The organism is Candidatus Eisenbacteria bacterium, assembly GCA_005893275.1.
In the GTDB taxonomy this organism is placed as follows: domain Bacteria; phylum Eisenbacteria; class RBG-16-71-46; order SZUA-252; family SZUA-252; genus WS-7.
This window is the reverse complement of record VBOW01000068.1, coordinates 30,543-56,866: the sequence shown is the minus strand read 5'-3', so window position 1 is coordinate 56,866 and position 26,324 is coordinate 30,543. Positions and strand designations below refer to the sequence as shown.

20 protein-coding genes are annotated in these 26,324 nt (G+C 66.9%); 6 read left to right on the top strand and 14 right to left on the bottom strand.

Annotated features, from left to right (window positions below; all coding sequences use genetic code 11):
- The coding region (locus tag E6K76_11305) for a tetratricopeptide repeat protein (GenBank protein ID TMQ57205.1) at positions 1-1,178 on the top strand (1,178 nt) is incomplete at its 5' end.
- Here the strand turns inward: E6K76_11305 and E6K76_11300 are convergent.
- The 9 genes from E6K76_11300 to E6K76_11260 all read right to left on the bottom strand — a co-directional run bounded on the left by E6K76_11300 (position 1,159) and on the right by E6K76_11260 (position 13,535).
- A complete protein-coding gene (locus tag E6K76_11300; protein ID TMQ57204.1) occupies positions 1,159-2,433 on the bottom strand; it encodes a hypothetical protein in 1,275 nt (424 codons plus the stop codon). The two genes, E6K76_11305 and E6K76_11300, sit on opposite strands and share 20 nt — an antisense overlap.
- A 3-nt stretch (positions 2,434-2,436) precedes the next feature.
- Entirely contained in the window at positions 2,437-3,150 is a 714-nt protein-coding gene (locus tag E6K76_11295) for a hypothetical protein (protein ID TMQ57203.1), read from the bottom strand.
- Position 3,151: 1 nt separating this feature from the next.
- A complete protein-coding gene (locus E6K76_11290; protein ID TMQ57202.1) occupies positions 3,152-3,580 on the bottom strand; it encodes a hypothetical protein in 429 nt (142 codons plus the stop codon).
- 2 nt (positions 3,581-3,582) lie between these two features.
- Positions 3,583-4,359 carry a cytochrome c oxidase subunit 3 gene (locus E6K76_11285; GenBank protein TMQ57201.1) on the bottom strand — a complete coding sequence of 259 codons (777 nt, stop codon included), beginning with the start codon at positions 4,357-4,359 and terminating at the stop codon, positions 3,583-3,585.
- Between the two features lie 155 nt (positions 4,360-4,514).
- A complete protein-coding gene (locus E6K76_11280) occupies positions 4,515-6,278 on the bottom strand; it encodes a hypothetical protein (GenBank protein ID TMQ57200.1) in 1,764 nt (587 codons plus the stop codon).
- 265 nt (positions 6,279-6,543) lie between these two features.
- Complete coding sequence (locus E6K76_11275) at positions 6,544-9,714, bottom strand: efflux RND transporter permease subunit (protein TMQ57199.1); 3,171 nt, start codon at positions 9,712-9,714, stop codon at positions 6,544-6,546.
- Positions 9,711-10,826, bottom strand: coding sequence for an efflux RND transporter periplasmic adaptor subunit (locus E6K76_11270; GenBank protein ID TMQ57198.1), 1,116 nt, complete (start codon positions 10,824-10,826; stop codon positions 9,711-9,713). Before E6K76_11270 ends, E6K76_11275 begins: the two co-directional genes overlap by 4 nt.
- Complete coding sequence (locus tag E6K76_11265) at positions 10,823-12,448, bottom strand: TolC family protein (GenBank protein ID TMQ57197.1); 1,626 nt, start codon at positions 12,446-12,448, stop codon at positions 10,823-10,825. The genes E6K76_11270 and E6K76_11265 overlap by 4 nt, the downstream gene beginning before the upstream one ends.
- 97 nt (positions 12,449-12,545) lie before the next feature.
- On the bottom strand, positions 12,546-13,535 hold the full coding sequence (locus E6K76_11260) for a trypsin-like serine protease (protein ID TMQ57196.1): 990 nt from the start codon (positions 13,533-13,535) through the stop codon (positions 12,546-12,548).
- A gap of 10 nt (positions 13,536-13,545) precedes the next feature.
- On the opposite strand from E6K76_11260, the gene E6K76_11255 reads away from it, so the two are divergent.
- Positions 13,546-14,538, top strand: coding sequence for a lysophospholipase (locus tag E6K76_11255; GenBank protein ID TMQ57195.1), 993 nt, complete (start codon positions 13,546-13,548; stop codon positions 14,536-14,538).
- On the opposite strand, the gene glpK is transcribed toward E6K76_11255, so the two are convergent.
- Together glpK and E6K76_11245 are read right to left on the bottom strand one after the other, a co-directional pair.
- Positions 14,484-15,983, bottom strand: coding sequence for a glycerol kinase GlpK (glpK, locus tag E6K76_11250; protein ID TMQ57194.1), 1,500 nt, complete (start codon positions 15,981-15,983; stop codon positions 14,484-14,486). The genes E6K76_11255 and glpK overlap by 55 nt on opposite strands.
- A complete protein-coding gene (locus tag E6K76_11245) occupies positions 15,980-17,470 on the bottom strand; it encodes a glycerol-3-phosphate dehydrogenase/oxidase (GenBank protein ID TMQ57193.1) in 1,491 nt (496 codons plus the stop codon). Before E6K76_11245 ends, glpK begins: the two co-directional genes overlap by 4 nt.
- A gap of 127 nt (positions 17,471-17,597) precedes the next feature.
- Here E6K76_11245 and E6K76_11240 point away from each other — a divergent pair, with 127 nt between their 5' ends.
- Positions 17,598-18,374, top strand: coding sequence for an SDR family NAD(P)-dependent oxidoreductase (locus E6K76_11240; GenBank protein ID TMQ57192.1), 777 nt, complete (start codon positions 17,598-17,600; stop codon positions 18,372-18,374).
- 10 nt (positions 18,375-18,384) lie between these two features.
- Here the strand turns inward: E6K76_11240 and E6K76_11235 are convergent, their stop codons facing one another.
- Positions 18,385-19,188, bottom strand: a complete 804-nt coding sequence (locus tag E6K76_11235; protein TMQ57191.1) for a class I SAM-dependent methyltransferase — start codon at positions 19,186-19,188, stop codon at positions 18,385-18,387.
- Positions 19,189-19,269: 81 nt separating this feature from the next.
- Positions 19,270-19,470 (bottom strand): cold-shock protein, encoded by a 201-nt coding sequence (locus tag E6K76_11230; protein ID TMQ57190.1) that lies wholly within the window; start codon positions 19,468-19,470, stop codon positions 19,270-19,272.
- Positions 19,471-19,726: 256 nt separating this feature from the next.
- Here E6K76_11230 and E6K76_11225 point away from each other — a divergent pair, with 256 nt between their 5' ends.
- Both E6K76_11225 and E6K76_11220 read left to right on the top strand, forming a co-directional pair.
- Positions 19,727-20,737: a hypothetical protein gene (locus E6K76_11225; protein TMQ57189.1), complete on the top strand. Its 1,011-nt coding sequence runs from the start codon at positions 19,727-19,729 to the stop codon at positions 20,735-20,737.
- Between the two features lie 9 nt (positions 20,738-20,746).
- Entirely contained in the window at positions 20,747-21,802 is a 1,056-nt protein-coding gene (locus tag E6K76_11220; GenBank protein ID TMQ57188.1) for an ATP-grasp domain-containing protein, read from the top strand.
- Here the strand turns inward: E6K76_11220 and E6K76_11215 are convergent.
- Positions 21,735-23,324 carry a hypothetical protein gene (locus E6K76_11215; protein ID TMQ57187.1) on the bottom strand — a complete coding sequence of 530 codons (1,590 nt, stop codon included), beginning with the start codon at positions 23,322-23,324 and terminating at the stop codon, positions 21,735-21,737. The two genes, E6K76_11220 and E6K76_11215, sit on opposite strands and share 68 nt — an antisense overlap.
- A gap of 48 nt (positions 23,325-23,372) precedes the next feature.
- Between E6K76_11215 and E6K76_11210 the strand changes: the two genes are divergently transcribed.
- Positions 23,373-26,231 carry an insulinase family protein gene (locus E6K76_11210; GenBank protein ID TMQ57186.1) on the top strand — a complete coding sequence of 953 codons (2,859 nt, stop codon included), beginning with the start codon at positions 23,373-23,375 and terminating at the stop codon, positions 26,229-26,231.
- The last annotated feature ends 93 nt before the right edge of the window (positions 26,232-26,324 follow it).

Sequence of the window (26,324 nt, the reverse complement as noted above, 5' to 3'; positions counted from 1 at the left end):
CGATCACGTTCCACTTGGCGGCCCTCTATCTCGCTCCCTCCTACCTCTATCTGCTTTCCCGGGGCAAACAGCCGCTCCTCCATCGCGCCGTCCTTGCCGTTCTGCCGCTCGCTGGGGTCGCCGCAATCCTGATCCTATTGGGATTCCAGCCTTCGGAATGGCTCGTATCCTTCAAGATCGTGGCCCGCGCCGTGCAGCCGGGGCACGACATCGCGGTGTTCGCGAAACCGTACACTCCGCTTTCGCTCGGACACGCGTGGGATCTGTTGAACGCGGCTCTTCTCGTCCTCCCGGTTCCGGCGCTCCTGCTTCTGTCCGCCGGCGTGGGCCCCGGGGCCGACCGCGACGCGACGACGCGGATGGGTTCCGGTCGCGATGCCGCCGCGACGTTCCTCGCCGCTGCCGCCCTGCCCGGTCTCATCATCGCCGCAGCGCTCGTCCTCCCGGTGCCTCCCGCCCAGGACTGGGACCTGACGTCGCTCCTCCTCCTCCCGCTCGCCTTGCTGGGAGCGAGGGCGGGATGCTCGATTCCCAAAGCCCCGCTTCGAGGGAGGCGCGCCGCGGCGCTCGCGATGCTTGGCACGGGCGCCATGCTCTCCTTCGTCCTCGTGAACGCGAACGAGGCTTCGGGAATCCGCCGGTTCGAGACGCTTGTCGGGCCGGGGGCGAAAATCACGGCCTATGGGCGGGCCTACGGGAACGAGCTTCTCGCGAGTTACCATGAGGATCGCAATGACCACGCTCGCGCGCTGATCCATGCGGAGCGGGCGCGGGCGGCCGAGCCCACGAACCCGCGCTACTGGGTCAAGACCGGCGCGGCCCTCTACAACCTGGGACGCTACGACGAGGCGATCCCCGTGCTCGAGGAGGGAATCCGGCGCGGGCCAGGTCGGCACGATGCCTACTACGACCTCGGAAACTGCCTCACGTTGAAGCGCCAGTACGCCGCCGCGGTGGCGCGTTTTCGCGAAGCGATCCGGCTTTCGGGGCCCAGGCCCGATTACCTCAACAACCTCGGGGTCGCGCTCTACAGCGCAGGGAAAGTGGACTCGGCCCGCGCGGTGTGGACCGAGGTGGTGCGCCGCTGGCCCGGCTACGCGCTGGCGAAGCGGGCGCTCGTGCGCCACTTCGGGGGGCTGGGCCCCGACAGCGGCCGGGTCAGCCCGACGCCACGTTGAGCCGGGGTTCCGCTGCGCCGATCAAAGCGAACGCGTCGGCGATCTGCCGGTGGCCGAGCGTCAGGAGGAAGTTGGGATTGCGGCCGTAGCTCTTCGAGCCCAGAAGGTAGAAATCCGGCTCGGGGCTTTTCAGGCTCTCCGGACCATGCGAGACCTGCCCAAGGCATCCCTGCACCGCCGCGGGCTCCTTCCCCTGCGACGCGAGGATCGCCGAAGCCAGCGCCATGGGACCCTCCGAGGCATAGCAGAGGTGGATCTGGAGCTCGCGGAAGAGCGAGAGGTCCGGGCGATAGCCGACGAGCGCGAGCACGCGATCCACCTCGACCAGGTTCTCCTTCCCTCGCGAATCGGCAAGCGTGGCTTCGAGGGCCCCGGACGCGAGCGTCCGATAGGACGTCACCGTGGCGCCCGGGTACCGGGTCATCCACCCCACCTCGCGCGCGATCCGGTTCGCGCGCCGGTCCAGCTCGCGCAGGACCGGGAGGAGCTCGAGCTCCGCCTGGGGCACCGGAGCGAAGACCTCCTCGCCGCGATCGCGATGAACCCACGCCACGCGCGTCCGCGCGCCAGCGCCTCCCGCGCGCACCAAGGCGTCGAAATCGACGATCGCGTTTGCCGCGGAGCGTCCGTCGCCCACGAGCAGGATCCGCGCTCCCGCGTAGCGGGAGCTTGCCCCGCCCGAGATCGCGGGAAGGCGCTGCTCCAGCCTCTCTCCGAGGGCGTCCTCCCCGAAGGCCGCCAGCCCTCCCGGCCCCGTGGCGTTCGCCGTGGCATAGACTCCGCTGGCGTCGATCACGACGTCCGCGCGGACCCAGCGCGCGCCGCCCTTCGATGACTCGACGCGGAGGAGGAACGGTCTGCGCGAGCGCGAGCGATCCCCGGTCGCGGCAATCGACCGCGATTTCGTGGTCCCCTCGCGCGCGATCGCCGCGACCTTGGCGCCCTCCTGGACGGCATCGTTCAGCTCGGGGAGGCGTGAGAGGGGGAGAATGTAGCGTTCGCGGAGCTCCGCGGCCGTGAGCGTCTCTTCATTGCCGGGGAGCTTGATGCCCGCGGCGCGAAGCCGGCTGCGACCCAGATCGGTCGAGTTCATGTGAAACGGGGTAAAAAGGGGAACGGGACCGTACAGACGAAAGTGCTCCCCGACGCTGGCCGACTCGAAGACCGTGACTTCGTGGCCCGCGTGACGCGCGAAGAGCGCCGCTTCCAAACCCATCGGACCCGCGCCGACGATCGCGATCCTTCGAGCCGTCATGCTCTACCCCAACCCGAGATGCTCCAGCTCTTCCTCATCGAACCCCAGATAGTGCCCGTATTCGTGGAGGAGGGTGATCTTCATCTCCTTCGAAACCTCTTGGCGGCTCCGTCCCGCCCGTTCCAGGTTCTTCTGAAAGAGAAGCACCACGTCGCCGTAGCCGCTCCCACCCCGAAGCTTCTGCCCCACCGGCGTGCCCACGAATAGGCCCAGGACCTCGGGGTTGATGGCCGGCTCGTGCTCCGCAATCTCGCGCGTCGGCTTCGGCTCCGCCAAGACCGGCACCTCGAGCACAGCCTCGCGGATCACCCGCGGCAACGAGGCCAGCACCTTGTCGAGCATACCCTTGAAATCCTCGGGCGAAAGCCGGATCGGCAGGGAGAAATCCTCGGGCGCGATCCGATGCGCCTCGGCGAAGAAGCGGTCCGCCTCCTCGAAGCGTCCCAGCGCTTCGAGAACCATCCCTTCCAGCTCCGCGCGCTCGGGATCGTCCTCCTCCTCCGCGGGCGGCGCCAGGGCGCGCACGGCGCCCAGCGCTTCGTCGCTTCTCCAGAGGAGGTGGATGCATTCGACCCGGCCCAGCATGGCGCCCCAATGTTGGGGATCCTGCCGCAGCAGATCCTCGAACAGCTCGAGCGCGATCTCGTATTCCCCGTCTTGGAGAGCCGTGTCCGCTTCCGCGGCGAGCGCCTCGAGGGGATCGGATTCCGGCGTCACATCACTCGGCGGTGGTCGTGCGGTCGGCGCGGTCGAGGAGCTCCTGGATCTCTACGATCGTGGGCTGGAGCTGCTGGTTCTGCGCGCGCAAGAGCTCCGCGTCTCCGGACTGCGCGTACCGGTCCATGGCCGTGAGGCATCGCCGCGCCGTGGCGACGCTGATCGAGAGATGCTCGCGATCCAGGATGTTCATCGCGGAGGATTGATTCATGGCAGCGTCGAGGACGGTGTTCAGCTCGCGATCGAGGCCAAGGACGCGATCGCCGGAACCCTCCTCGACGGCGGAGGTCAAGCGCGCGTTCACATCCTCGACGCTTTCCTTGAGCGCTGCGAAGGAGACGCGGGCGGCCTTCGTGTCCCCCGCCCACTGGCAGGATGGGGCGGCGAGGAGGGCCCCGACCAGCAAAGCCGTGCGCAGCCGGGCCCGCATCGCTACAGGAGGTAGACGATGGTGAACACGAACAGCCAGACCACGTCCACAAAGTGCCAGTACCAGGACGCCGCCCGGAACGGGAAGTGCTGCTGCGGCGTGATCCGGCCGCGGAGCACCGCCCCGTAGACCACGTTGAGAAAGATCAGCCCCATCAGGACGTGGAGCCCGTGGAAGCCGGTGAGCATGAAGAACGTGGTCCCGAAGATCCCGCTCTTGATACTGAACGCCGATCCGTTCAGGAAGCCGTATTCGTAAGCCTGGCCGCAGAGGAAGATCGCGCCCAGGAAGATCGTCATGAGGATCGAGGCGATCACTCCGTCGCGGCGGTCCCGCTCCAGCGCGGCGTGCCCCAGGTGGAGGGTCACGCTGCTGAAGAGAAGGATGAACGTGTTGACCGCCGGAACGAAGATCTCGAAATGCGGCATTCCCTGGGGCGGCCAGGAGGGAGCATGGTGCCGCGCGTAGATGAGCGCCGCGAAGAAGGAGGCGAAAATCGCGGCTTCCGAGGCGATGAAGAACGCCATCGCCGTCGTGAGGCGTCTCTCGGCATCCACGGCCTCGCTGCCGAAGAAGCGGTCGTGAAGGAGCTCCGCCCACCACCGGGAAGCCCCGTAGAGCATGACGGCGAAGCCCAGCATCAGAACGCCGAGCCCTTGCTTCCAGCCGTGGGCCGCGGACACAAGCCCGACCGGAATCAGCCCGGCGCCCAACGCCGTGATGATCGGCCATCGGCTCGGGACCGGCTCGTGACTGTGGGGGTGCGCCGCCGCTTCCATCGGGTGCCCTCGAAGAACCTATCAGCGTTCGAAGCGCACCATGTTGCCCCGAGCCGCGCGCACTGGCAAGGATTTTCCTGACCGCGGGGGGCACGAACAGCGACGGTGGCGCGCTACGGCGTGGCGCGCTACGGCGTGGCGCGCCGGGGCGGGCGCTAGCGCACGACCACGAGCTTGAAGCGCTTCTCCACGTCTCCGGCCCCAACCTTGAGCCAGTACACGCCGGACGCGGCGTTGCCCCCCGCGTCGAGCCTCCCGTCCCATCGCAGCATGTGGCGTCCCGCCGGCAGAGTGCGCCGGCCGAGGGTCCGGACCAGCCTCCCCTGAACGTTGAAGATGTCTGCCACGATCTCCGCGGCTTTGGGGAGCTCGAGGCTGATCTCTGTGGGCCCGCGCGTAGGGGAGGGCCTCGGAGCGCCGATGACCAGCCCCGGCGAGGGGGCTCCTTCTTCCTCGTAAACGGCGGTCACGGTGGTCCCGGAGTAGTACATCAGGTCGTCGATCGCCGCCTCGACAATCGACGTGTTCCCGAGGTCCTTGGCGATGAAGCGCACCTGCACGTTGCCCGGCTGGGAGAAATAGCTCTTTACGGCAATCTCCATCCTCTCCCAGTAGTTACGCGTCGTGTACAGATTGCTGACGGTGACCCACGCCCCTCCGTTATTCGAGATCTGTGTGAGGAAAGCATCTTCTCCGGGGTTGGAGCTCGCGTCGTTGCTGAACCAGCGCCAATAGACGATCCGCGGATCCACAATTCCCGCGAGGCGAAGGGCAGGGCTCGTGAGCGTGGTGCGACCGCCGTCCACGTCCGCTTCGCCGAGGTCCGTGGCCTTGGTGCCATTGCCCGTGACGAAGCACGCGGTCCCGGCGCCGGGCGTGTGGTCCTTGGAGGGCTGCACTTCCACCGTCCCGGCGATCGTGCCGACCGGAGCCGCGCGAACCCATTTCCCGGTCACAGCGTCGTCTCCCACCGCGCTCAGGCTCCACCCCATGTCGGTCTCAGCGTCGTCGTAATAGACGGCGGGCGTCAGCGAGAAATTGACCACCTGGGCTTTCCCGGCCGTGATCGTCACGCTCCTTGTGAAGAGCTTGAAGCCCGGCCGGTCGCAGCGGAGGGTCACGGTGCTCTGCGGAACAACCAAAGCGAATTTGCCGTCGGATCCTGTCACCCCCTGGAGCGGCGTGCCGGGGGAAGTGATCTCGGCCCCGCTCACGAATGTCCCGTCGTTGGCCCGGAACACGACGCCGGAGAGCGTTCCGGTCGGAATCTTGGGGAGCGTGAAGTCGAGCGTCTTCGAGCTTGCCGAGGCGGCGGCGACGCTCGAGGTCACCGGGCTGTAGCCGTACTTGGACGCGGTGATGCTGAGCGTCCCCGCGGGTACCGAAAGGGAGTATGTGCCGTCGGGCTGCGTATACACGATGACGCCGCTCCCGCTCTCGTGCACCGCCGCGCCTCCGATCGCGATCCCCGTCGAGGATTCCCTCACCGTCCCGGTCACCGTGACCGCGGCAACGAGGGCGGCATCGATCGCCGCGACGTTCGAGAAGCCGCTCCAATTCGGCACCTCGTCCGCGGCGCGAATGATCGCGTAATAGCGCGTGCCCGAGGTGAGCCCGCTCACAACCGTGGAGTCGAGCGTGCCGGCGACCGCCGGGATCTTTCCGGCCATGCTCAGGCTCGTGGCGGCATTCCACCAGGAGAGCGTGTCCTTTGCGGAGATCGCGTTCGTGCTGATCCGAAGGGCGTACTGTGAGGCGCGCCCCACCGAACCATCGTCTCCGGGCGCGGTCCAGAGAAGCGTGGCCGACGCGGCGAATGCCGGATTAGGTGTGAATACGGAAGGGACAGCCGGGACGAGTGAGACGAGAATCGCGACGCTTGTTGCGCAGACGGATAGCCGCCGGCGACGGTGGCCCATAAGCCTTCCTTTGCTGGGGTGCTGAGATGTACTAAATCGCCGGCGATTGGGGTTTCCCAGAACCTCCGCAGATTCTGTGCCATTTCCTGATTTTGGGGTCGGGGATTACCTGAGTGTTGCTGGAATGCGAGATGCATCGGAGCGTGCAAGAAGAGCACCCATTACGCCGAAAGAAGCGTGTACCTAGGAGGCCAGCAAGTCTCCCGTTGCGTGCGCTCTCGCTCGCGTAAAGCTACGGACGCAGCAAAATTCTAAAGCGGCTCTTTCATTTCGAGGTTCTTGCGGCGACGAGCGTCTCTTCGGGCTCGGGTGCTCCCTGCTCTCGGGCGGGCGTCGCGACTGCCCTTTCCGCAGCCTCTCCTCCCTCGGCCCTGGAAAACCTTGCCAGCAGGGTGTACATGGACGGAACAAGGAGAAGGGTGAGGAAGGTCGAAAAGATAAGTCCTCCTACCACCGCGATCCCCAGCGGACGCCGTGATTCCGCTCCGGCCCCGAAGCCGATCGCGATCGGCAGAATCCCGAATACCGTGGCGAAGGAGGTCATGAGGATCGGACGAAGCCGGATCTTCGCGGCCTCCACGACGGCCTCCGTGACCTCGCGTCCCCTGGCTCGAAGCTGGTTCGAGTACTCGACAATCAGGATCGAATTTTTCGTCACGAGCCCGATGAGCATGATGAGCCCGATCTGCGAGAATATGTTCATGCTCTGGCCAAAGACGAAGAGCGAGATCAGGGCCCCGACCACGGCCAGCGGCACGGACAGGAGAATGGTGAGCGGGTGGATGAAGCTCTCGAACTGGGCGGCGAGCACGAGGTAGATGAATACCACCGCGAGGAGAAACAGGAAGTAGAGGCTGTTGCTCGATTCGCGGAACTCCTTCGACTGCCCGGCGAGCTCGTGGCGGACGGTCGGTGGCAAATCGGCCTGGGCGATCCTGTCCAGGTCATCCAGGGCTTGTCCCAGGGAGACAACGGGGATCAGGTTCGCGCTGATCGTCGCCGAGCGGACGCGGTTGTAGTGGTTGAGCTCCTTCGGGGCCACGGTCTCCTTCACCTTCACGACATTTGCGAGCTGAACCAGCCCCTCGTTGCCCCGTACGTAGATCTCCTCGATCACGTCGGGCGTCGCGCGCCCGGAGGCGGGGACCTGCGCGATCACGTGGTACTGCTTGGACCCGCGCTTGAAATCGGTGACCTCGCGGCCGCCGAGCAACGTCTCGAGCGTCGTGCCGATTTCCGTCACCGAGACACCCAACCCCGCGGCCCGGTCGCGGTCGATCGAGATCTCGAGCTGAGGCTTGTTGAGCTTCAGGTCGGAATCGAGGTTGATCAGATAGGGAAAGGCCTTCGGCGGCTTCCCGATCGCGAGTTGCGAAGCCTTCGCCATCATCGTCGCGGTCGCCTGCCGCAGCTCCTCGTAGCTATCCGCTTCGAGAACGTATTCGACTGCGGAGGACGAGAACCTTCCGCCGAGGCTAGGCGGGTTGATCACGAACGCCAAGACACCCGGTATCGAGAAGAGCTGCGGGAAAAGCTCCTGGACGATCTGCTGCTGCGATTTGTGCCGCTCATGCCGGGGCTTCAGATTCACGAAAATGAACCCGTTGGTCACCTGGCCCGGTCCCCCGAATCCCAAACCGGTGGCGGTGAACAGCCCCCTCCGCTCGGGAAGCCGGAGCAGAATCGACTCGATCTGGCGCATGTAGCGATCCGTGTAGAGAAGGGTCGAGCCTTCGGGCGCGATCACGATTCCGAATGCGATCCCGCGGTCTTCGGTCGGAACCAGCTCGCGCCTCATGAAGAAGAAGGCGGCCCCCGCGATCAAGACGAGGAGCGCCGCCACACCGAACACGCGCCCCCGGTGACGCAGGGCGCCACGAAGCACGCGATCGTAGAACCGGTTCAACCAGTCAAAGAAGGCGTCGAAGGTCCGCGACGCCCACGTGTCGGATCCGCCGTGGAGCGGCTTGAGCATCCGCGAGGTGAGCATCGGCGTGAGCGAGAGCGCGACGAATCCGGAGATCAGCACGGCGACCGCCAGCGTGATCCCAAACTCGTTGAAGAGCCGTCCCACCGTCCCCTGGAGGAAAGCGACCGGCACGAAGACCGCGACGAGCGAGATCGTCGTCGCCATGATCGCGAACCCGATCTCCTTCGACCCATCGAGGGCCGCTTGCCTGCGGGTTTTTCCCATTTCCAGATGGCGATACACGTTCTCCAGCATGACGATTGCGTCGTCCACCACGAGGCCGATCGCCAAAACCAGCGAGAGGAGCGTCAGGATGTTGATGGTGAATCCGAGGAAGTAGGCCACCGCCAGGGCGCCGACAATCGAGATCGGGATCGCGACCGCGGGTATGAACGTGGCGCGGAAGCTCTTGAGGAAGACGATGATCACGAGCACCACGAGACACATCGCGATGAGGATCGTATGCGAGACCTCGTTGATCGAATCCTGGATGAAGCTCGATGAATCGTAGGCGACGTCGAGGATCATCCCGGGCGGAATCAACTGCCTCAGCTCGGGCAAGATCTTCCGGACTCCGGACGCCACATCCAGCGTGCTCGCCTTGGATTGCTTGATGATTCCGAGCCCGACCGCCTGCTGCCCGTTCCAGCGGACCGCGGTCCGCTCGTCCTCGGGACCGACTTCGACCCTCGCTACGTCTCCGAGGCGAACGACGTCGTTGCCCGACTGGGAGACGACGAGCGACGCGAACTCGTCGGGTTTGGTCAGCTCCCCGCGCGTCCGGACCGCGAACTCGCGTCCTTTCCCCTCGACCCGGCCCCCCGGGATTTCGGCGTTTTCCTCCCGGATGGCGCGCTCCACGTCCTGCGTGGTAATTCCGCGGCTCGCCATCCGCAGCGGATCAAGCCAGACGCGCATCGCGTAGCGCCGCCCGCCGCCGATGAAGATCGATCCGACTCCCGGAACATGCTGGAGGCGATCTTTGAGGACCAGCTCGGCGGTCTCGGTCAGCTCCAGACCGTTGTGGCTCGTGCTGGAAAGGGCGAGCCACACGATCGGCTGGGCGTTCACGTCCACCTTGGCGACGATCGGGTCGTCCGCTTCCCTCGGGAGCTGGCCCCGCACGCGCGCAACCTTGTCACGCACGTCGTTCGCAGCCTGCTCCACGTTTCGGCTCAGCTCGAATTCGACGGTGATGCTGGAGCCCTGCTCGAGGCTCGAGGATTGGATCGTCTTCACCCCCTCGAGCGTCGCGAGCTGCTCTTCCAGAACATCGGTGACCTCGGTCTCGACCACGTTCGGGCTCGCGCCGCGATAAAACGTCGTGATCGAGACGATCGGCGGGTCGATGTCCGGGTACTCGCGTACCGGGAGCCGCGTGAACGAAATCACCCCGAACAGGATGATCGCGAGGCTCATCACCGTCGCAAAGACGGGGCGCCGTATGGAGACTTCGCTGAGCTTCATTGAGCCACTCCTCCGCTCTCACCGCCGGGCCGGCTCGAGACGGGGATCACCTTCGCTCCTTCGAAGAGCTTCTGGTGCCCGGTGCGGACGACCATCATGCCGGGCTCCAGGCCCTTCACCACCTCGACGGCGTCGGAAAGCCGCGTCCCCAGCGTGAGCGCGCTGCGGGTCACGGTGCTATCCGGCTTCACGACGTACGCGAACGATTGGTCCCCTTCCGCGAATACCGCCTCGCTCGGGATCGTGAGCGCCTTGGGGCGCTGACCCAGCACCGCCGAGACGTTGGCCGACATGCCCGGCCGGAATCTGCCCCCCGGATTGCGCAGGCGCGCGACGATGCGCGCGCTCCTCGTGCCGGGATCGAGCACGGGCTCGACCACGTCGACGCGGCCCTTGAGCTCGTATCCGGGATAGGCGGTCGTCGATATCCTGACTTCCGCCCCACGCCGGAGCAGCGGAACGTATCGCTCCGGGGCCGAGAAATTCACGCGCAGCTCGTCGAGCTTCGCCAAGTCGGTGATCGCCTGGCCCGCGCGGATGAACGCCCCCGGACTCACCCGGCGCGCGCCCAGGATTCCCGCGAAGGGGGCGACGATCCTCGTCTTCGAAAGCCGCGCCTTGGCGAGGGCGAGATTCGCTTCGGCCACCTTGAGGGCCGCCGCGGCGTCGTCCAGATCTTGCTGGGCGCCGGCGCCCTGGTTCACGACGGCCTCCACCCGATTGTAGGTGTTTAGGGCCTGGTCGCGAAGCGCCTCCGTGCGCTCGACCTCGGCGCGCAGCTCGGCGTCGTCCAACTGGGCGATGATCCCGCCGCGTTCCACGGTGCTTCCTTCGCGGAAGGGAAGGTCGACGACCAGGCCGTCGATTTCCGAAACGGCCGTGATCGCGTCCGCGGCTTCGATGGTGCCGACCGCCTCGAATCGATCCGCAACGGGCTCCTGGATGACCGAAGCTGTCTCCACCGGCATGGGCGGCGGCCGAAAGCCGCCCGCGCCTCCGCCTCCGGCGCAGCCTGCGACGCTGATGAAGAGGATCAAAGCCGCCGGTCGAGCCCAGCGCCCGAGCCGGGCCGTGACGGTTGATGGGGCAATCATGGATTCAGTCTCCCTCATTGGGTTTTTGTCGGAGACAGCCCTTCCGACGTCAGACGCTTCAAATCGGCAACCGCCTTGGCGGTCCGCACGAGGGCCTGGGATAGCCGCTGTTGCGCCGTGGCCAGATCCGCGGCAACGCGCGTCAGCTCGAAGGCGGTCGTTTTTCCGTTGCGGTACTGGACGATCCCGATACGCACCTGCTCGAGTGAGGCGTTGACGCCGGTTTGCGCCGCCTCCCTCCGTTTCGACGCGTGGACCAGCTCGCGATAGCCCGCACGCACCCGTTCTTCGAGCGAGCGCCTCATCGCGATCATCTGCTGCTCTGCCTGATCCGCCTCGGCCCGCAGGCGCTGGTGGTCCCCCGCCCCCGACCGGAAGCCGATCGGAATGCTGAGCGATAGCCCCGCGCTCCACGTGGGGAATTCGCGCTTCCGGACCTGGCTCCACGTGTCGGCGAACCCGCCGTCGAGATTGATCCGGTCGGGTTGGCCCGTGAACGGGTTGGTGAAATCCCGCCCGGTTCCCGAGAGCCCCTTCCCCCCCATCGAGCCTCTCAGATCGAGCGCCGGCAGCTTGTTCCACCATGCGCTCGAGGTGCGCGCGCGCGCCGCGGCCAGCTCCCGCTCGGCGCTCTGGAGCTCCCGGCTGTCGCGCAAGACGCGCGCGACGAGCGATTCCTCGGGCTCCACGTTGAACTCCCGGGGCGGCTCGTTGGTGGGTTTGAATCGCGCGGCGCCCGCCTCGGGGCGCCTGCCGATCAGGGTCGCGACCCGGTCGGAGACCTGGTCGAGCGTTTCCTCGCCATCGAGCACCGCCTGTTCCTGCTGCGCGAGGAAGACCCGTGCGTTCGCGACAGCGCCCGGCCCCACGAGCCCCGTCCCCGCCCGAAGCTCCGTCTCGTCGAGGAGAGCCTTGGCCCGGCCGCGGATGATCTGCTGGACCCCGTAGTCGCGTACGGCCGCGTAGAGATCCCAGTACGCGCGCTCCACCTGAGCGCGCACGTCCAGAACCGCATCTTCGTAACGCGCGCGGGCCGCTTCGAACTCGCGGGCCGCCGCGGAGCGATCTCCCCAGGTACCCGGTCCGAATCCCTTCAGGAGGGGCTGCTTCACGCTCAGCACGCCGTCGGTATCGTACTGCGGCTCGAGCAGAGAGAACGTGGAGTTGGTCTCACGCTTCGTCGTCAGGAGCGAGGCCGATAGCTCGGTGCCGGTCGGCAGCGTGACCCGAGCCCCGGTCGAGGCCTGGGTCTGGGTCGTCTTGACGAGCGTCGCCCCGGAAGGCAGAGGCGCGCCCCCTGAAAACGGGGACGCGGTCGGTTGCTCGACTCCGGTGCGATTCGCGTCGAGAAAAAGCTCCGGATCGAAGGCGCCGCTCTCGTGCCGGAGCGCCCCGCGCGCGGCTCGCATCGCGGCTTCCGCCTCGCGGACCCTCGTGGCTTGGATCAACGCGAGGCGCAAGGCTTCGTCGAGCGAGATCGGGGCGCCTTCGATCTTTTGAATGGTGACCGTGAGGGTGCTGTCGGGATTGGTTTCGAGAAGGACGGCCGCGCCCGCGGGGTGCGGCGCGAGCGCGAAGAGAAGCGTCAGCGCGGGCCAACAGAGCCGACGCCGCGCGGCGATTCGTTCCGAACGAGACATGACGCGATCAGGCCTCCCTATCTCTTCATGGTCTTGCGCACGGGTGAAGCGAAAATTCGGCGAGACAAAAAACCAGCGGCAGCGATGCCGGCCGGCTCTAGCCCTTGGCGACCGTGCCGCTCGGGGAGACTCCAGGCCGAACCTCGAGGTCGAGCTTCTCGGTCCGCCTGAGAACCATTATTTGCGACGGGACGCCCACCTGTTGCTCGGTGAGCATCTGCTGCAGATCGTCGATTCCCCTGACGGGCTGGCTGTTGAAGCCGACGATGATGTCGCCCAGCCGCACGCCGGCTCGCTCGGCGGGCCCGCCCGCCTCAATAGAGAGTACCAAAACTCCGCTCCCCACGGAAAGTTGATGAAAACGCGCCACCCGGCGCGCCACCTGGACGGTCTGCCCGCCGACCCCGATGTAGCTCCGCGTGACCTTGCCGTCGCGGATGAGGCGGGCCGCCACGAACTTCGCGGTGTTGATCCCGATTGCGAAGCAAAGCCCCTGGGCCGGCATGATCACAGCGGTGTTCACGCCGATTACCTCGCCGCGCGAGTCGACGAGCGGGCCGCCCGAGTTTCCCGGGTTCAGCGCCGCGTCGGTCTGGATGATGTTGTCGATCAGGCGTCCGGATTGCGCGCGCAGCGATCGTCCCAATGCGCTCACAACCCCCGTGGTCACGGTGGTCTGGAATCCGTACGGGTTCCCGATCGCGATCGCGACCTGGCCGACGCGCACGGCCCCGGAATCGCCGAGCGAGGCAGGAACGAGCGAGTCGGGCCCGATCCGCACGACCGCGAGGTCCGTTTCAGGATCGTCGCCGACGAGCTGGGCTTCGCGCGCCTGTCCGTCGGCGCGCGTCACGTGGATGGATTCCGCGCCGTGGACGACGTGGCTATTCGTGAGGATGAAGCCGTCGGGAGTGAAGATGAAACCGGAGGCGCTGCCGCCGAGCCCGCGCGGGTCCCGGACCGGCTGCCCTTGAGACGCCGCGCGCCTCGTCTCGATGTTCACGACCGACGGGCTGACGCGCTCCACCGCCTTGACCACGGCGTGCGAGTAGGCGTCCAGAGTGCGGGTATCGTCCTGGGTGGCCATGCCACATTAGATTCGGGCGCCGGGGTCCGGATTCTCGCCGCCCCCGGAGGATTCCTGTATTGTGGGACCGTGCGCCGACACGCGCCGGTACCGTGGAGGGGATTTGCTCGAAACAACGTCCCGTGACACATGGTTCGAGGTGCCCGGGGGTCAGCTCTTCGCGCGCGCGTGGGGAGACGACGCTTCGGCCCCCGCGGTTGGGATCATCCACGGCCTGGGCGACCATTCGGGGCGCTGGGAGCGGGTCGGCCGGACGCTCGCGGCGCGTGGATTTGCGGCCTGCGCGCTCGATCTGCCGGGCCACGGGCGATCGGAGGGAAAACGCGGACACCTCCGCTCCTGGGACGATTACCGGGTGGCGGTCACGCGCTGGATGGAAATGCTCCGCGAACAGGAAGGCGAGCGGCGCTGGGCGCTCTTGGCGCACAGCATGGGCGCGCTCGTCGCGCTCGATTGGGCCCTCCGGAACCCGGGCTCCATCGACGCCCTCGTTCTCTCGGCCCCCCCGTTCGAGCTGTCGCTCCGCCCGGCCGCGCTCAAGGTTCACGCCGCGCGCCTGATCGGGCTTTTGTGGCCGGCGTTCACTCAGGGAAATCAAATTCCGCCGTCGCTCCTCACGCACGACCCGGAAGTGATCCGTGCGCACCGCGCGGACCCGTACGTCCATTTCCGGATCAGCGCGCGGCTCTTTCTGGAGCTGCAATCGATCCGCCGCTCGCTCGCCAAGGCCGCCGGGACGCTCTCGATCCCGACCCTGCTCATCCAGGGGCAGGCCGATCCCGTGACGAGCTGCGTGGGATCCGCGCTGTGGGCCCGGGCCGCGAAGCCGGGCAGGGTGACCTACCGGGAGTACCCGGGGCTTTTTCACGAGGTTCTGAACGAGCCCGAGGGTCCGGCGATCTTGGAAGAGGTCGTGGCCTGGCTCGAGCGGACCCTGGGACGGCCGCGTCACGGGGAGCCCGCGCCCAGCAACACCCCCACGGCGTCCTTCCATCCGCGATAGAGCCGATCGCGCTCGGCACGCCGCATCCGCGGACGAAACTCGCGCCTGCCTCCTCTCAGGGCCCTGAGCTCCGTGCTTCGCTTCCACCATCCCGTCCCGATTCCCGCGAGGAGCGCCGCGCCGAGCGCGGTCGTCTCGACAAGGCCGGGCCGGGCGATGCGAATACCCAGGAGGTCCGCCTGAAATTGCATCAGAAACGCGTTGAGGGACGCCCCGCCGTCGACCCGCAGCACGCGCACGCCTACGCCCGACTCGCGCTCCATCGCTTCGACGAGATCTCGAGACTGATAGGCGATCGATTCGAGCGCCGCGCGGATCAGATGCGCCCGGGTCGTGCCACGCGTCAACCCGCACCAGATCCCGCGCGCCTCGGGTCTCCAGTAGGGGGCGCCGAGGCCCGCGAAGGCCGGAACGAGGATGGTGCCTCCCGCGTCGGGGACCTGGCGGGCGAGCGCTTCGCTCTGCTCGGCGCTTTTCAAGATTCCCAAACCGTCGCGGAGCCACTGAATCGCGGCGCCCGCGATGAAGACGCTCCCCTCGAGCGCGTAGCGCGGCTCGCCCCGCGGGCCGCAGGCAATCGTTGTCAGGAGCCCGCTCCGCGACCGAACGAGCTTGGAGCCGGTGTGGAGCAGGAGGAAGCAACCCGTCCCGTAGGTGTTCTTGAGTCCGCCCGCCTCGACGCAGCCTTGCCCGAAGAGCGCCGCCTGCTGGTCCCCCGCGATCCCGAGCACCGGCACGTCGTCGGGGAGCCCGGGAACTCCACGGGTGACGCCGAAGTCGGCGCGCGAGGGGCGCACTTCGGGAAGCATGGAATCGGGCACCCCGAAGAGACGAAGCAGGTCGGGATCCCACCGGTGGCGGCGAATGTCGTAGAGAAGAGTCCGACTCGCATTGGTGGCATCCGTGGCGTGGGCTCTCCCCCCGGTGAGCCGCCACAGGAGCCACGAATCGACGGTGCCGAAGGCGAGGCGGCCTCGCCGCGCGCGGGCCCGGAGCCCCCCCACGTTTCGGAGCAGCCACTCGAGCTTCGTGCCCGAGAAGTAGGGGTCCAGCTTGAGACCCGTGCGGCGGGATACCTCGGCCTCGTTACCGGCGCGCTTCAAGGCCGCGCAGCGTTCCGCCGTGCGGCGGTCCTGCCAGACGATCGCGGGCGCGGCCGGCTTCGAGCTCGCGCGGTCCCAGACCAAGGTCGTCTCGCGTTGGTTCGTGAGCCCGATTGCCGCGATCCGCGCGCGCGCTCCTCCGAGCGGTCTCAACGCCACGCGAAGCGCGCGCAGCGTGGTTCCCCAGATCTCCTCGCCGCGGTGCTCCACCCAGCCCGGGCGCGGGAAATGCTGCGGAAGCTCCGCGTATCCGCGCGCGCGGAGGCTTCCCGCGCGGTCGAAGGCGAGTACCGTCGTGCCCGTGGTGCCCTGGTCTATCGCGAGAATGAATTCGGCTCTCACCCTGCCTCCCCCGGCGCGTTCCGCGCGGCCTCGACTATTTCGCTTTCCTCATCGAGCGCGTCCACGACTCGGCTCACCTCGCGGGCCCGGGCCCCATCATCCCAACCCAGGTGCGGCGCCATCCAGCCGGCGACCGGCCCCGCCGCCCGGCGCATCGCCTCGGAGCCGAGCCAGAGCCGGGTCCGGCGCTCGAGCACGTCTTCGAGATGCCGCACGCGCTCCGCCTGGACGGCGTGCACGGCCTCGGCCTCCGAGATTTCGAGCGGCCCGGCCGCCTTCAGCTGCCCCGGGTAGCGGGCCGCAAGAGTGGCGATCCTCTGCGCGCGTCCCGCGGGGAGGGGTGTGATCCCGGTCCGGCACGGACCGGCGCGGATCCCGGCTCTCCGCGCTACGCGGTCCACGACCCGCTCGGCCATGCTCCGGTGCGTCGTATATTTCCCGCCGATCAGGGTGAGCATCGATCCCTCCTCGAGGATCCTGTGCTCGCGCGAGTTGGTCCACGGACGGATCGCGCTCCCTTGGGCCAGCGAGCGCACCCCCGCGAACGCGCGGAGCGGCCGGGCGGCCGTGTGCCGCGGCAGAACCCGGGCCGTCTCCTCGAGGAGGTAGCGTATGTCCTCGGGGCGCGGTCTGACCCGCTCCGGAGCCTCGGCATCGTCCACGTCGGTCGTCCCGACGAGGGAATAGTCCCCCCAAGGCAGGACGAAGAACACGCGTCCGTCGCGGCGCGCGGACAGGAGCAGCGCGCGCTCGCGCGTGAAGCCCGGGAGGACGATATGGGTACCGCGCGTGCGGCGGATTCCGGTGCGCGGGAACGGGCTCACGAGCGCGCGGACCTCCCCTGCCCAGGGACCGGCCGCGTTCACGACCGAGTGCGCCTCCGCCTCCCCTTCCTCTCCGGTGTCGACATGTCGAAACCGCCCCCGCCAGCCCGAGCCCTCCGGGACGAGGCTCACGAGCTCCGTGTAGGTGTGGAGCGTCGCTCCCCCCCGCTCCGCGTCGAGGGCCACGGCAACGCAGAGGAGCGCGTCGTCCATTTGGGCGTCCCAGTAAAGCGAGCCGCCCAGGAGGCCTTCCGGCCGGAGGGCCGGCTCGAGCGCGAGCGCCTCGGCGGCACCCACGGTGCCATGATCGGCAAGCGGATGCCTGCCCGCGAGGGCCGCGTAGAGCGCGAGACCCGCGCGGACCGCGAGCCGCGATCGGCCCTCGCCTCGATAATGAGGAATCAGGAAGGGAAGCGGCCGGACGTATTCGGGTGCCAGCTCCAACAGGAGCGATCTCTCGCGCAGCGCCTCCCGGACCAGGCGAAACTGGCCGGTCTCCAGATAGCGGATGCCGCCGTGGATCAACTTGGAGGAACGGCTGCTGGTCCCCGAGGCGAGATCGCCCCGCTCGAGGAGGAGCACGCGAAGCCCGCGAAGGGCCGCGTCCCTTGCGACCGCGGCGCCTTGGATGCCGCCCCCCACGACGAGGAGGTCGTATGTCACGCTGCGTCCCTCCCCTCTCCCACCACGCGCCGCGGGGCCGCTCCGGCGCGCGATTCTAGGGGAGCGGCTGGATCATCTCCAGCGAGTTCGCTATGCTCGCCGTCTTTCCGCGCACTTCGGAGGAACGATGACCGACCTCAAGGGACGCTGGGCGCTCGTCACCGGAGCGACGAGCGGGTTCGGGCTGGCCACGGCCCGCGCCCTCGCGGCACAAGGCTGTCACGTCGCGATCACGGGACGACGCGACGACCGGCTCCAGGCGGTCGCGAACGAGATACGCGATCGCCACCGGGTCGATGCGCTCGCGCTCCGCTTCGATGTGCGCGAGCTCTCCCAGGTGCGGTCCTCGCTCGAGGGCGCGCGCGGCCTGCTCTCGAAGCTGGACATCGTCGTCAACAACGCCGGGCTGGCCTTGGCGCTCGATCCGATCCAGACGGGGGACCCCGCCGACTGGGACCGGATGATCGACACCAACGTGAAGGGCCTTCTCTACGTCACACGAACGGTGCTCCCCGGGATGGTGGAGCGGGGACGCGGCCACATCGTGAACATCGGATCGGTCGCGGGCCATCAGACCTATGCCGGAGGCGCCGTGTACAGCGCGACGAAATACGCGGTCCGCGCGATCTCCGACGCGCTGCGCTACGACGTCCTCGGCAAGGGGGTGCGGGTCTCGAATGTGGAGCCCGGTTTGGCGGAGACCGAATTCAGCGAGGTCCGCTTCAGGGGAGACGTGAGCCGCGCCCAGAGCGTCTACGAGGGAATGACGCCGCTCCGCGGCGAGGATGTCGCCGACGCGGTGGTTTGGTGCCTCACCCGTCCGCCGCACGTGAACGTGCAGTCGGTGCTCATTCTTCCCACCGATCAGGCCTCGGCCCACGCGGTGCATCGCCGGGGGAAATAGAGCCCGCGCTTCACGCGTCGCGCCGGCGCAGCACGTGATACAGATTGCCGTCCGCTCCCGCGCGCGGCTCCTCGAGAGGATGCTCCTCGAAGCGGTCGAAGTAGACCGCGGCCAGCTCGAAGGGGCTCCGCTCCAGGATTCGGTCGAATTCCTCCTGCGTCCAATACCGGAGCACGTGCGATTCCTCGATGACCCGGCTCTCCGTTCCCCGCCGGGCGCTGATCCTACAATGCTGGTAGGACCGCCGCGACGCGGGATCCTCGCGAAGGACGCTCCAGGTGAGCGTCGTTTCCAGGCCGCCGCGCGCGTTCGACCAGGGGCCGAACACGCTCTGCTCCGGCGGCTCGCCCCCGTAGCTGAACTGGACCAGGTAGACGCCGCCGGGGCGAAGGGCTCCGGCGATCCGCTCGAAGTGCGACGCGACCGGAGCGTCGTCGAGAAGGTAACCAATCGAATTGACCAGGTTGATCGCCGCATCGAAGCGGCCGGGTGGCCGGAACGTCGCCATGTCGCCGCGCATCACCCGCCCGCCGTAAGGAGCGACTTTGGCCGCCGCGTAAGCCACCATCTCCGGGCGCAGGTCGTAGCCCGCCACCTCGTAGCCCCGCTGCGCGAACGCGGCGAGAATCCGGCCCGTCCCGCAGGCGGGCTCCAGGATCCTTTCCACCGGACCGGGGACATGCCGCGCGAGGCAGGATTCGATGAAATCCAGCTCCAGTCCCATATCCCAGCCGAATGCGACATCGTAGATGTCGGGGCTCTGGTAGAGGGGCGGCGCGGGACTCTGGATTTTTCTTTCGGCGGGCGGTTTCATTCGCGCGTACGAAAATAACAAGCGGGGCGGCCGATGAACAGCCGCCCCGCAGCACTGCCGGGTGAAGTGGGTTCGAACCGCTTACGCTTTACGCACGTTCGCGGCCTGAAGTCCCTTCGGTCCACGGACGATATCGAACTCGAGCCGCTCGCCTTCGGCCAGCGTCTTGAAGCCCTCGCCCTGGATCGCGGAGTAGTGAACGAACACGTCCTCGCCACCCTCCTGCTGGATGAAACCAAAACCCTTCGCTTCGTTGAACCACTTCACCGTTCCGTTTGCCACTTGCAAACTCCTTCTACTAACCGGGGCATCGCCCCCACACAACGCCCTTGCGGGCGCACGGCTCGGCCACTTTGGTCGAGCCTCCGGACGACGAATCGCCCAGATACAAGAAAAGCCGCAGGCAACTTCCCCTGCGGCGCTAATTCCAACCCACGCACTACGCGACAACCGCCAGGCAACTGCTTGGAGGTAGTATCGGTCAAATCCCATAGGATCACAACAAAAATCTTGGATTTGGTGTTACTCTATATCCGGTATGAAGTTGCGGATTCGAAAATCGCCCAGGCGGCGGGCCCTCTGGCGGATGCCCATCCGGAACCTGGACTTGAGCCTCAAGGACTCGCCCGTGGAGCGGCTGATCCAGAGGCTCGAGCGGGAGCTGAGCCGGAAGCTGAAGCGCTTCCGCCCCGACTATTACCTCACGGACGAGTGGGGCTGCCCCTCCGGGCAACCGGTCATCGGCGTCCCCTTCTATCTTGCGCACCCGGAGCTCGCCCGGATCGAGAAGGAGATGAACGATCTCGAGAACCCTCGCGAGATCATGATGTATCTGCGCCACGAAGCGGGACACGCGTTCAACTACGCGTATCGGCTCTACCGACTGCCGGAATGGCGTGATACGTTCGGGCCGTACCGCCGTCTCTACAGCGACGATTACCGGCCGGTTCCCTTCAGCCGCGACTATGTGCGCCACCTGCCGGGGTGGTACGCGCAAAAACATCCGGACGAGGACTTCGCGGAATCCTTCGCCGTTTGGCTCACGCCGAAATCGGAGTGGAGGCGGAGATACCGCGGCTGGCCGTGCAAGAGAAAGCTTCTGCTCGTGGACCGGCTGGTGAGAGAGAACGCGAACCGGGAGCCGCTCGTGAAGCGCGGCCGCCCGGACGTCACGACCGACGACATGAGCATGACCGTCGGTGAGTACTTCATCAAGACCGCGGCGCGTACCCGCGCGGTGTTCGGATCGGCGTTCGACCACCACTTGGAGGATATCTTCCTCCGGCCGGGCGCGCGCCGCCCGGGCTCACGCCCGGCGTGGAAGATCGTCGAGGAGCACGAGATCGCGCTCACGAACGTGATCGCGACGTGGACGGGGGTGAGACGCCCCGTGGTCCGCGAGCTCGTCCACTCCATCGCGGCCGCCTGCCGCGACCGCGGATTCCGCGGAGTCCGAGGCAAGGAGAAGGAATATCTGGTGCACCTGACCGCCTACTCGACCGCGCTCGCGATCAACTACCTGACGCGAGGGAAATACCACAAAGTCTAGGGGTGCCACTTGGATTCATCGTCGCTTCGAATCGGCGTGCTCTACGACGAATGGGTCGAGGATCAGCAACCGGCCGCCGAACCGATCCCTGAGAAAGTCGGAAAGCGCCGGCGGCGCCTGGACAAGCCCGATCGAGAAGAGATCTTCGAGGCTCTGACCAAGAAGGGACACCAGCCGACCTACTTCTGCCTCGACGGCCGCCCCAAGACGCTCAAAGCGCTCACCTCCGCCGAGGTGGACGTCATGTTCAACCTCACCGAATCCTACGGAGGGGACGACACCAAGGACATCAACATCGCCGCCTACCTCGATCTTCTCGGGATTCCCTACACGGGATCCGGACCTTCCGGGCTCCACCTCGCCCAGGACAAAGCGGTCGCGAAGCGCCTCTTCTCCTTCCACGGAATCCGCACACCGAATTTCGCGACGGTGTATCAGGGGCGGCTTCAGTGGGCGGACGATGTCCACTTCCCCGTGATCGTGAAACCGAAGCGCGAGGACGGATCGATCGGGATCGCCTTCAGCGCCGTGGCGGGCTCGATCAAGGAGCTGATGGAGAGGATCGACGCGCTCCACGCCGATCTCGACGCACCGGTTCTCATCGAGGAGTACATCGAGGGACGCGAGCTGTACGTCTCGGTGCTAGGCAACGATCCTCCGGTCGCACTCCCGGTCCTCGAGCTGAACCTGGACGATCTGCCGGAAGGGACCCCCCGCATCGCGGGCACGGAGGTCAAATGGGAGCGAGGCACGGCCGCCTACCGCAAGACGAAGCTTCGCTTCCCCGAGGACATCGGCGAGAGCCTGCTCGCGGAGATTCAGGAGACGGCGGTCAAGGCCTGCCAAGCGCTGGAAATCCGCGACTATGCGCGCGTCGATATCCGGCTCACGCCGAAGCGTCGGTTCTACACGCTCGAGGTGAACCCGAATCCATGGCTCCATTCGACGGCCGAGTTCGCGCTCGCGGCGAAGCAGTCGGGACGCGAGCACGCCGATCTCATCCAGGAGATCGTGGACTTGGCCCTGGCCCGGTACCGAGGAATCTCTCGAGCACGTTCTTCGTGATTCCCTCGATATCCGGGTGGCGCCGCGCGGGGTGCAGCGCCGGCGCGCCCCAGTCATCGAGCCCCCAGGACCATTGCATCGTGCCCGCCGAGAACACCCACGCGCCCGAGCGCGCGGCGTAGATCGTCGTTTCCGTCGGCGCCCGCTCCTCCTTCATCTGCTGGACCCACGTGCGCGCGAGGACGGTGAGCTTGCGCGGCGACCACCGGCCGTACGTCCGGTCGTTCGCGAAGCTGCGATCGACTTCGTATCCGAGGATCCCGGGGACGGTCCGCGTCCGCCCGGACGCGATGCCGGTGCCCCGAAACACCCAGTGGCTTCGCAATTCCGGGACGGGCGTAAAGTCCCCCTCGACGTCCTCGGCGCTCATCATCATGCCGACGAGGGAAACCTCGGGCCGGGGCGGGTTCAGATTTCGGAAGCGCACCGTGAGGTCCGGGTCCTTCGCCGTGTTGTAGAGAGGGTCCCGGTCCGGCTCCTTCGCGCAAAACAGGATCCGGTCCTTGACGCCGGACAAGGATGGCTCGAGGCGAACCTGCCAGTACCCGACGTTCGCCGCGAAGACACCGAGATTGACCCCTTCATCCCGCGCCCGCTCGAGGTGGTTGCGCATCGCGCGGCTCCAGTACTCATCGTGCCCGACCAGGAGCACCGCCTTTCGCCCCGAGCAGAGCGACGCGTCGCGGTGGACGTCCAGGTTCGTCGCGTAGGCCACGTCGTAGCCGTTCCTCTCGATCCACCGCACGAACGGGTATTCCCACCCCCCCGCGCGAGAGGCGTGGCTGACACCGAGGAATTCTCCCGCGCCGGCGCCGCGCATCCCCTGGGCGCTCGCGGCGTACGGTCGATCGAACGAGACGCGGAGCGCGCGCCCGCCGAAGCTATTGAAGTCGTACAGGCTCTTCCCCCCCCAGTTGTTGTAGGCCTGCCACGTATTGGTGGAGCATTGGATCAGGACCGGGGCGCGGCGCGGGGCGTCGCCAGACTCCCGGGAGGCCTCCCGGACGACGAAGGGAACGAAGGATTGCTTTCCGTCGCGCGACCCGGTCAGGCGCGCCAGGTAGACGCCGGTCACCCAGCCGGACCCGACCGGCAATCGACAGGAAAGGGGCCAGCCGCACTCGACGAGACCGTCGTCTCCCCGAGGCTTGGGAATCGCCCGTTGCCCCCCCGATAACGCCCGAAGCTCAAGCACCCGCCGGGCCCCCGCCCCCCCGTACCACCCCATCCGAAAGACCTCGACCGCAAAAGTCGGGGACTTGGAGCTGACGTAGAGCCGGAGCGTGTCGCCGGCGTATCCCTCGATCTCGTGGGCCAACGCGGGGTTGGCGAGCTCCCATTGGGGGTACCCGGAGCGCGCGTTTTCGATCGTGATCGGACCGGGTTCCCCGTGGGCCGGGGCCGGGGCGCCCGGCGCAGCCTGACCCAGGGCGCCCAGAAAGGTGAGCCAGGCGACTGCGACTCGCCTTGACTTGAGGGACAACTTGGCGGAACATGTGCGCCCGATTGTCGGTATTGCCATGCGGTGCTCCCCACCGGCCACTGGCCACCCAACTAGGAGAAAAAACCCATGAAACAAGCAGCCCCAACTCCCGGCGGGCGCGCGGGACATTTTTTCGCGCTCCCCGCCCTCGTGCTCGCGTGCTCCGCGTTCCTCTTGGTCGCGGGGACCGGTCGGGCAGCCGCTAAGGAAACGTCAAAACCGCCCCAGGTCAAGCTGGAGTTCGAGAAGTACACCCTTCCGAACGGTCTCGAGGTCATTCTCCACGAAGACCACCAGCTTCCCATCGTCGGCGTGAACATCTGGTATCACGCCGGTCCCGCGAACGAGAAGGCGGGCCAGACCGGGTTCGCCCATCTCTTCGAGCACCTCATGTTCCAATCTTCAGGCCACGTGCCCGAGGACTCGTACTTCAAGTACCTCGAGGCGGCGGGCGCCTCCTTTGTCAACGGCTCCACCGATTTCGACCGCACGAATTATCTCGAGGACATCCCCTCGAATCAGCTGGAGCTCGCCCTGTGGCTGGAGAGCGACCGGATGGGCTTTCTCCTGGACCGTCTCGACGCGGCCTCGTTCGCGAATCAGCAGGACGTGGTCCGCAACGAGCGCCGGCAGAGCGTGGAAAACGCGCCCTACGGCCTGGTCGAGGAGGAGCTCTTCCACCAGCTCTTCCCGAAAAACCATCCCTACTACGCGTCGGTCATCGGATCGCACGTGGACATCCAGAACGCGAAGGTCGACGACATACGCGAGTTCTTCAAGCGCTACTACGTTCCGAACAACGCGACCCTCGTGATCGCCGGGGATATCGACAAAGCCAAGGCGAAGGCCTTGGTCACAAAGTACTTCGCCACGGTCCCGCGCGGACAAGACGTGCCGGCGATCGAGGCGACGACGCCTCCGATCACCCAGGAACGCCGCGCCAAGGTCACGGACAAAGTCGAGCTGCCGCGGGTGTTCATGGGGTGGATCACCTCGCCGATATTCAAGCCCGGGGATGCCGAAGCGAATCTCACGGCGGATATCCTCGGCGGCGGGAAATCGAGCCGCCTCTACAAGTCTCTCGTGTATGACAAGCAGATCGCCCAGGACGTGAACGCGAGCCAGCAATCGTTGACGCTCGGATCGGTCTTCGAGATCATCGCGACCGCGAAGCCCGGTCACAGCGCGGAAGAGCTGGAAGCCGCGATCGACGCCGAGCTTCAACGCCTCGCGGCCGAGGGACCGACCCCGGCGGAGCTTGCGGCATCGCAGACCTCGACCTATTCCGGAATCATCTCGAGCCTGGAGCGGATCGGAGGCTTCGGGGGCGTGGCCGATCGGCTCAACATGTACAACCAGCATACCCACGACCCCGGCTATCTGAACCAGGACCTGGCGCGCCACGCGGCGGTCACGCCCGACGGCATCAAGAGATTCGCTGCCGAACAGCTCGCGAAGGATCACCGGGCGGTGGTGTACGCCATCCCCGGCGAGAAGGTGATCCCGCCCGCGCCTCCGACCCCCGAGCCTCCGGCCAAGACCGAAGCCAAGGTGGAATCGAAGGAGCCCTGGCGCAACACCATGCCCGGCGCGGGTCCCACCACCGTCGTGAAGCTTCCCATGGCGAAGCGGTTCCAGCTCCAGAACGGGCTCACGGTTCTCCTCGTCGAGTCGCACCGGCTCCCGGTCGTCGCCGGCACGTTGGTGCTTCGCTCGGGCAGCGCGCAAGATCCGCAAGATCTGTCGGGCCTCGCCGGATTCACCTCGAGCATGCTCGATGAAGGGACGGAAAAAAGGCCCGCGCTCACGATCGCGAACGAGCTTCATGGGCTCGGCGCCTCGTTGAGCACGGCCTCGAGCGTCGACGGGAGCACGATTGCGTGCCGCTCCTTGAAGCAGACCGCCGGAGCGACGATGTCGATCCTATCGGATGTCGCCCTGCACCCCGCCTTCCCCGAGAAGGACATCGAGCGGGTCCGCGACGAGCGCGTGACCGCGCTCCTCCAGCAGCGCGACAGCCCGAATCAGACCGCGAGCCGCATCATGTGGAACTGCCTCTACGGTCCGAGCCACCCGTACGGACACATAACGCTCGGGACGGCCGAGGCCTTGAAGAAGATCTCGCGTGACGACATGCGCAAGTTCTACCAGGCCTACTTCACGCCGCAGAATGCGGCGCTCGTGTTCGTCGGGGATCTGACCGAATCGGAAGCCAAGAAGCTCGCGACGGATGCGCTCGGCTCCTGGACCGGCCCCCCGACCGAAACCCCGCGGCCGCCCACGGGCACGATGATCTCCTCGCGCGTGGTCATCGTCGATAAGCCGGGAATGCCCCAGACCGCCCTGCGCGTCGTGCAGCTCGGGCTCATGCGCTCCGACCCTGATTTCGAGAGATTCGATCTCGCGAACACGATCTTGGGCGGCCTCTTCTCGAGCCGGATCAACATGAACCTTCGTGAGGCGCACGGGTACACGTACGGCGCGTTCTCCGCGCTTTCGGAAAACCGGGGGCAGGGTCCGTTTCTGATCGGCACCAGCGTGCGGGCCGACGTGACCGGGGCATCGATCGACGAGATCCTCAAAGAAGTGAAGAGCATGGTCGAGAAACCCGTGACCGACGAGGAGCTGCGCATGGCGAAGGAGTCCACCGTGCGGACGCTTCCTGCCCTGTTCCAAACCACCGGAAGCGCCGCGGGCACGATCGCGACCCTGTACCTCTACGATCTTCCACCGGATTATTATCAAACCTTGCCCGGTCGGATCTCGGGGATCACCGCGGCGGACGTTCAAGCGGTGTCGAAGAAGTATCTCGTCCCGGACCGCATGCTCGTGATCGCGGTCGGGGACCGCGCGAAAATCGAGCCCCAGATCTCGAAACTGAAATTGGGCGGGGTTGCCTACAGGGACCTGGACGGGAAGGAAGTAACCGCGTCGGCGACGAACTAGCCGGAGCGAAGATTGCGAACGGCCCAATCGAAGGGGCTGGTCCCGAATTGGGATCGGCCCCTTTGGGTCGCTTGGCGCCGCCCCCGGCGTCCG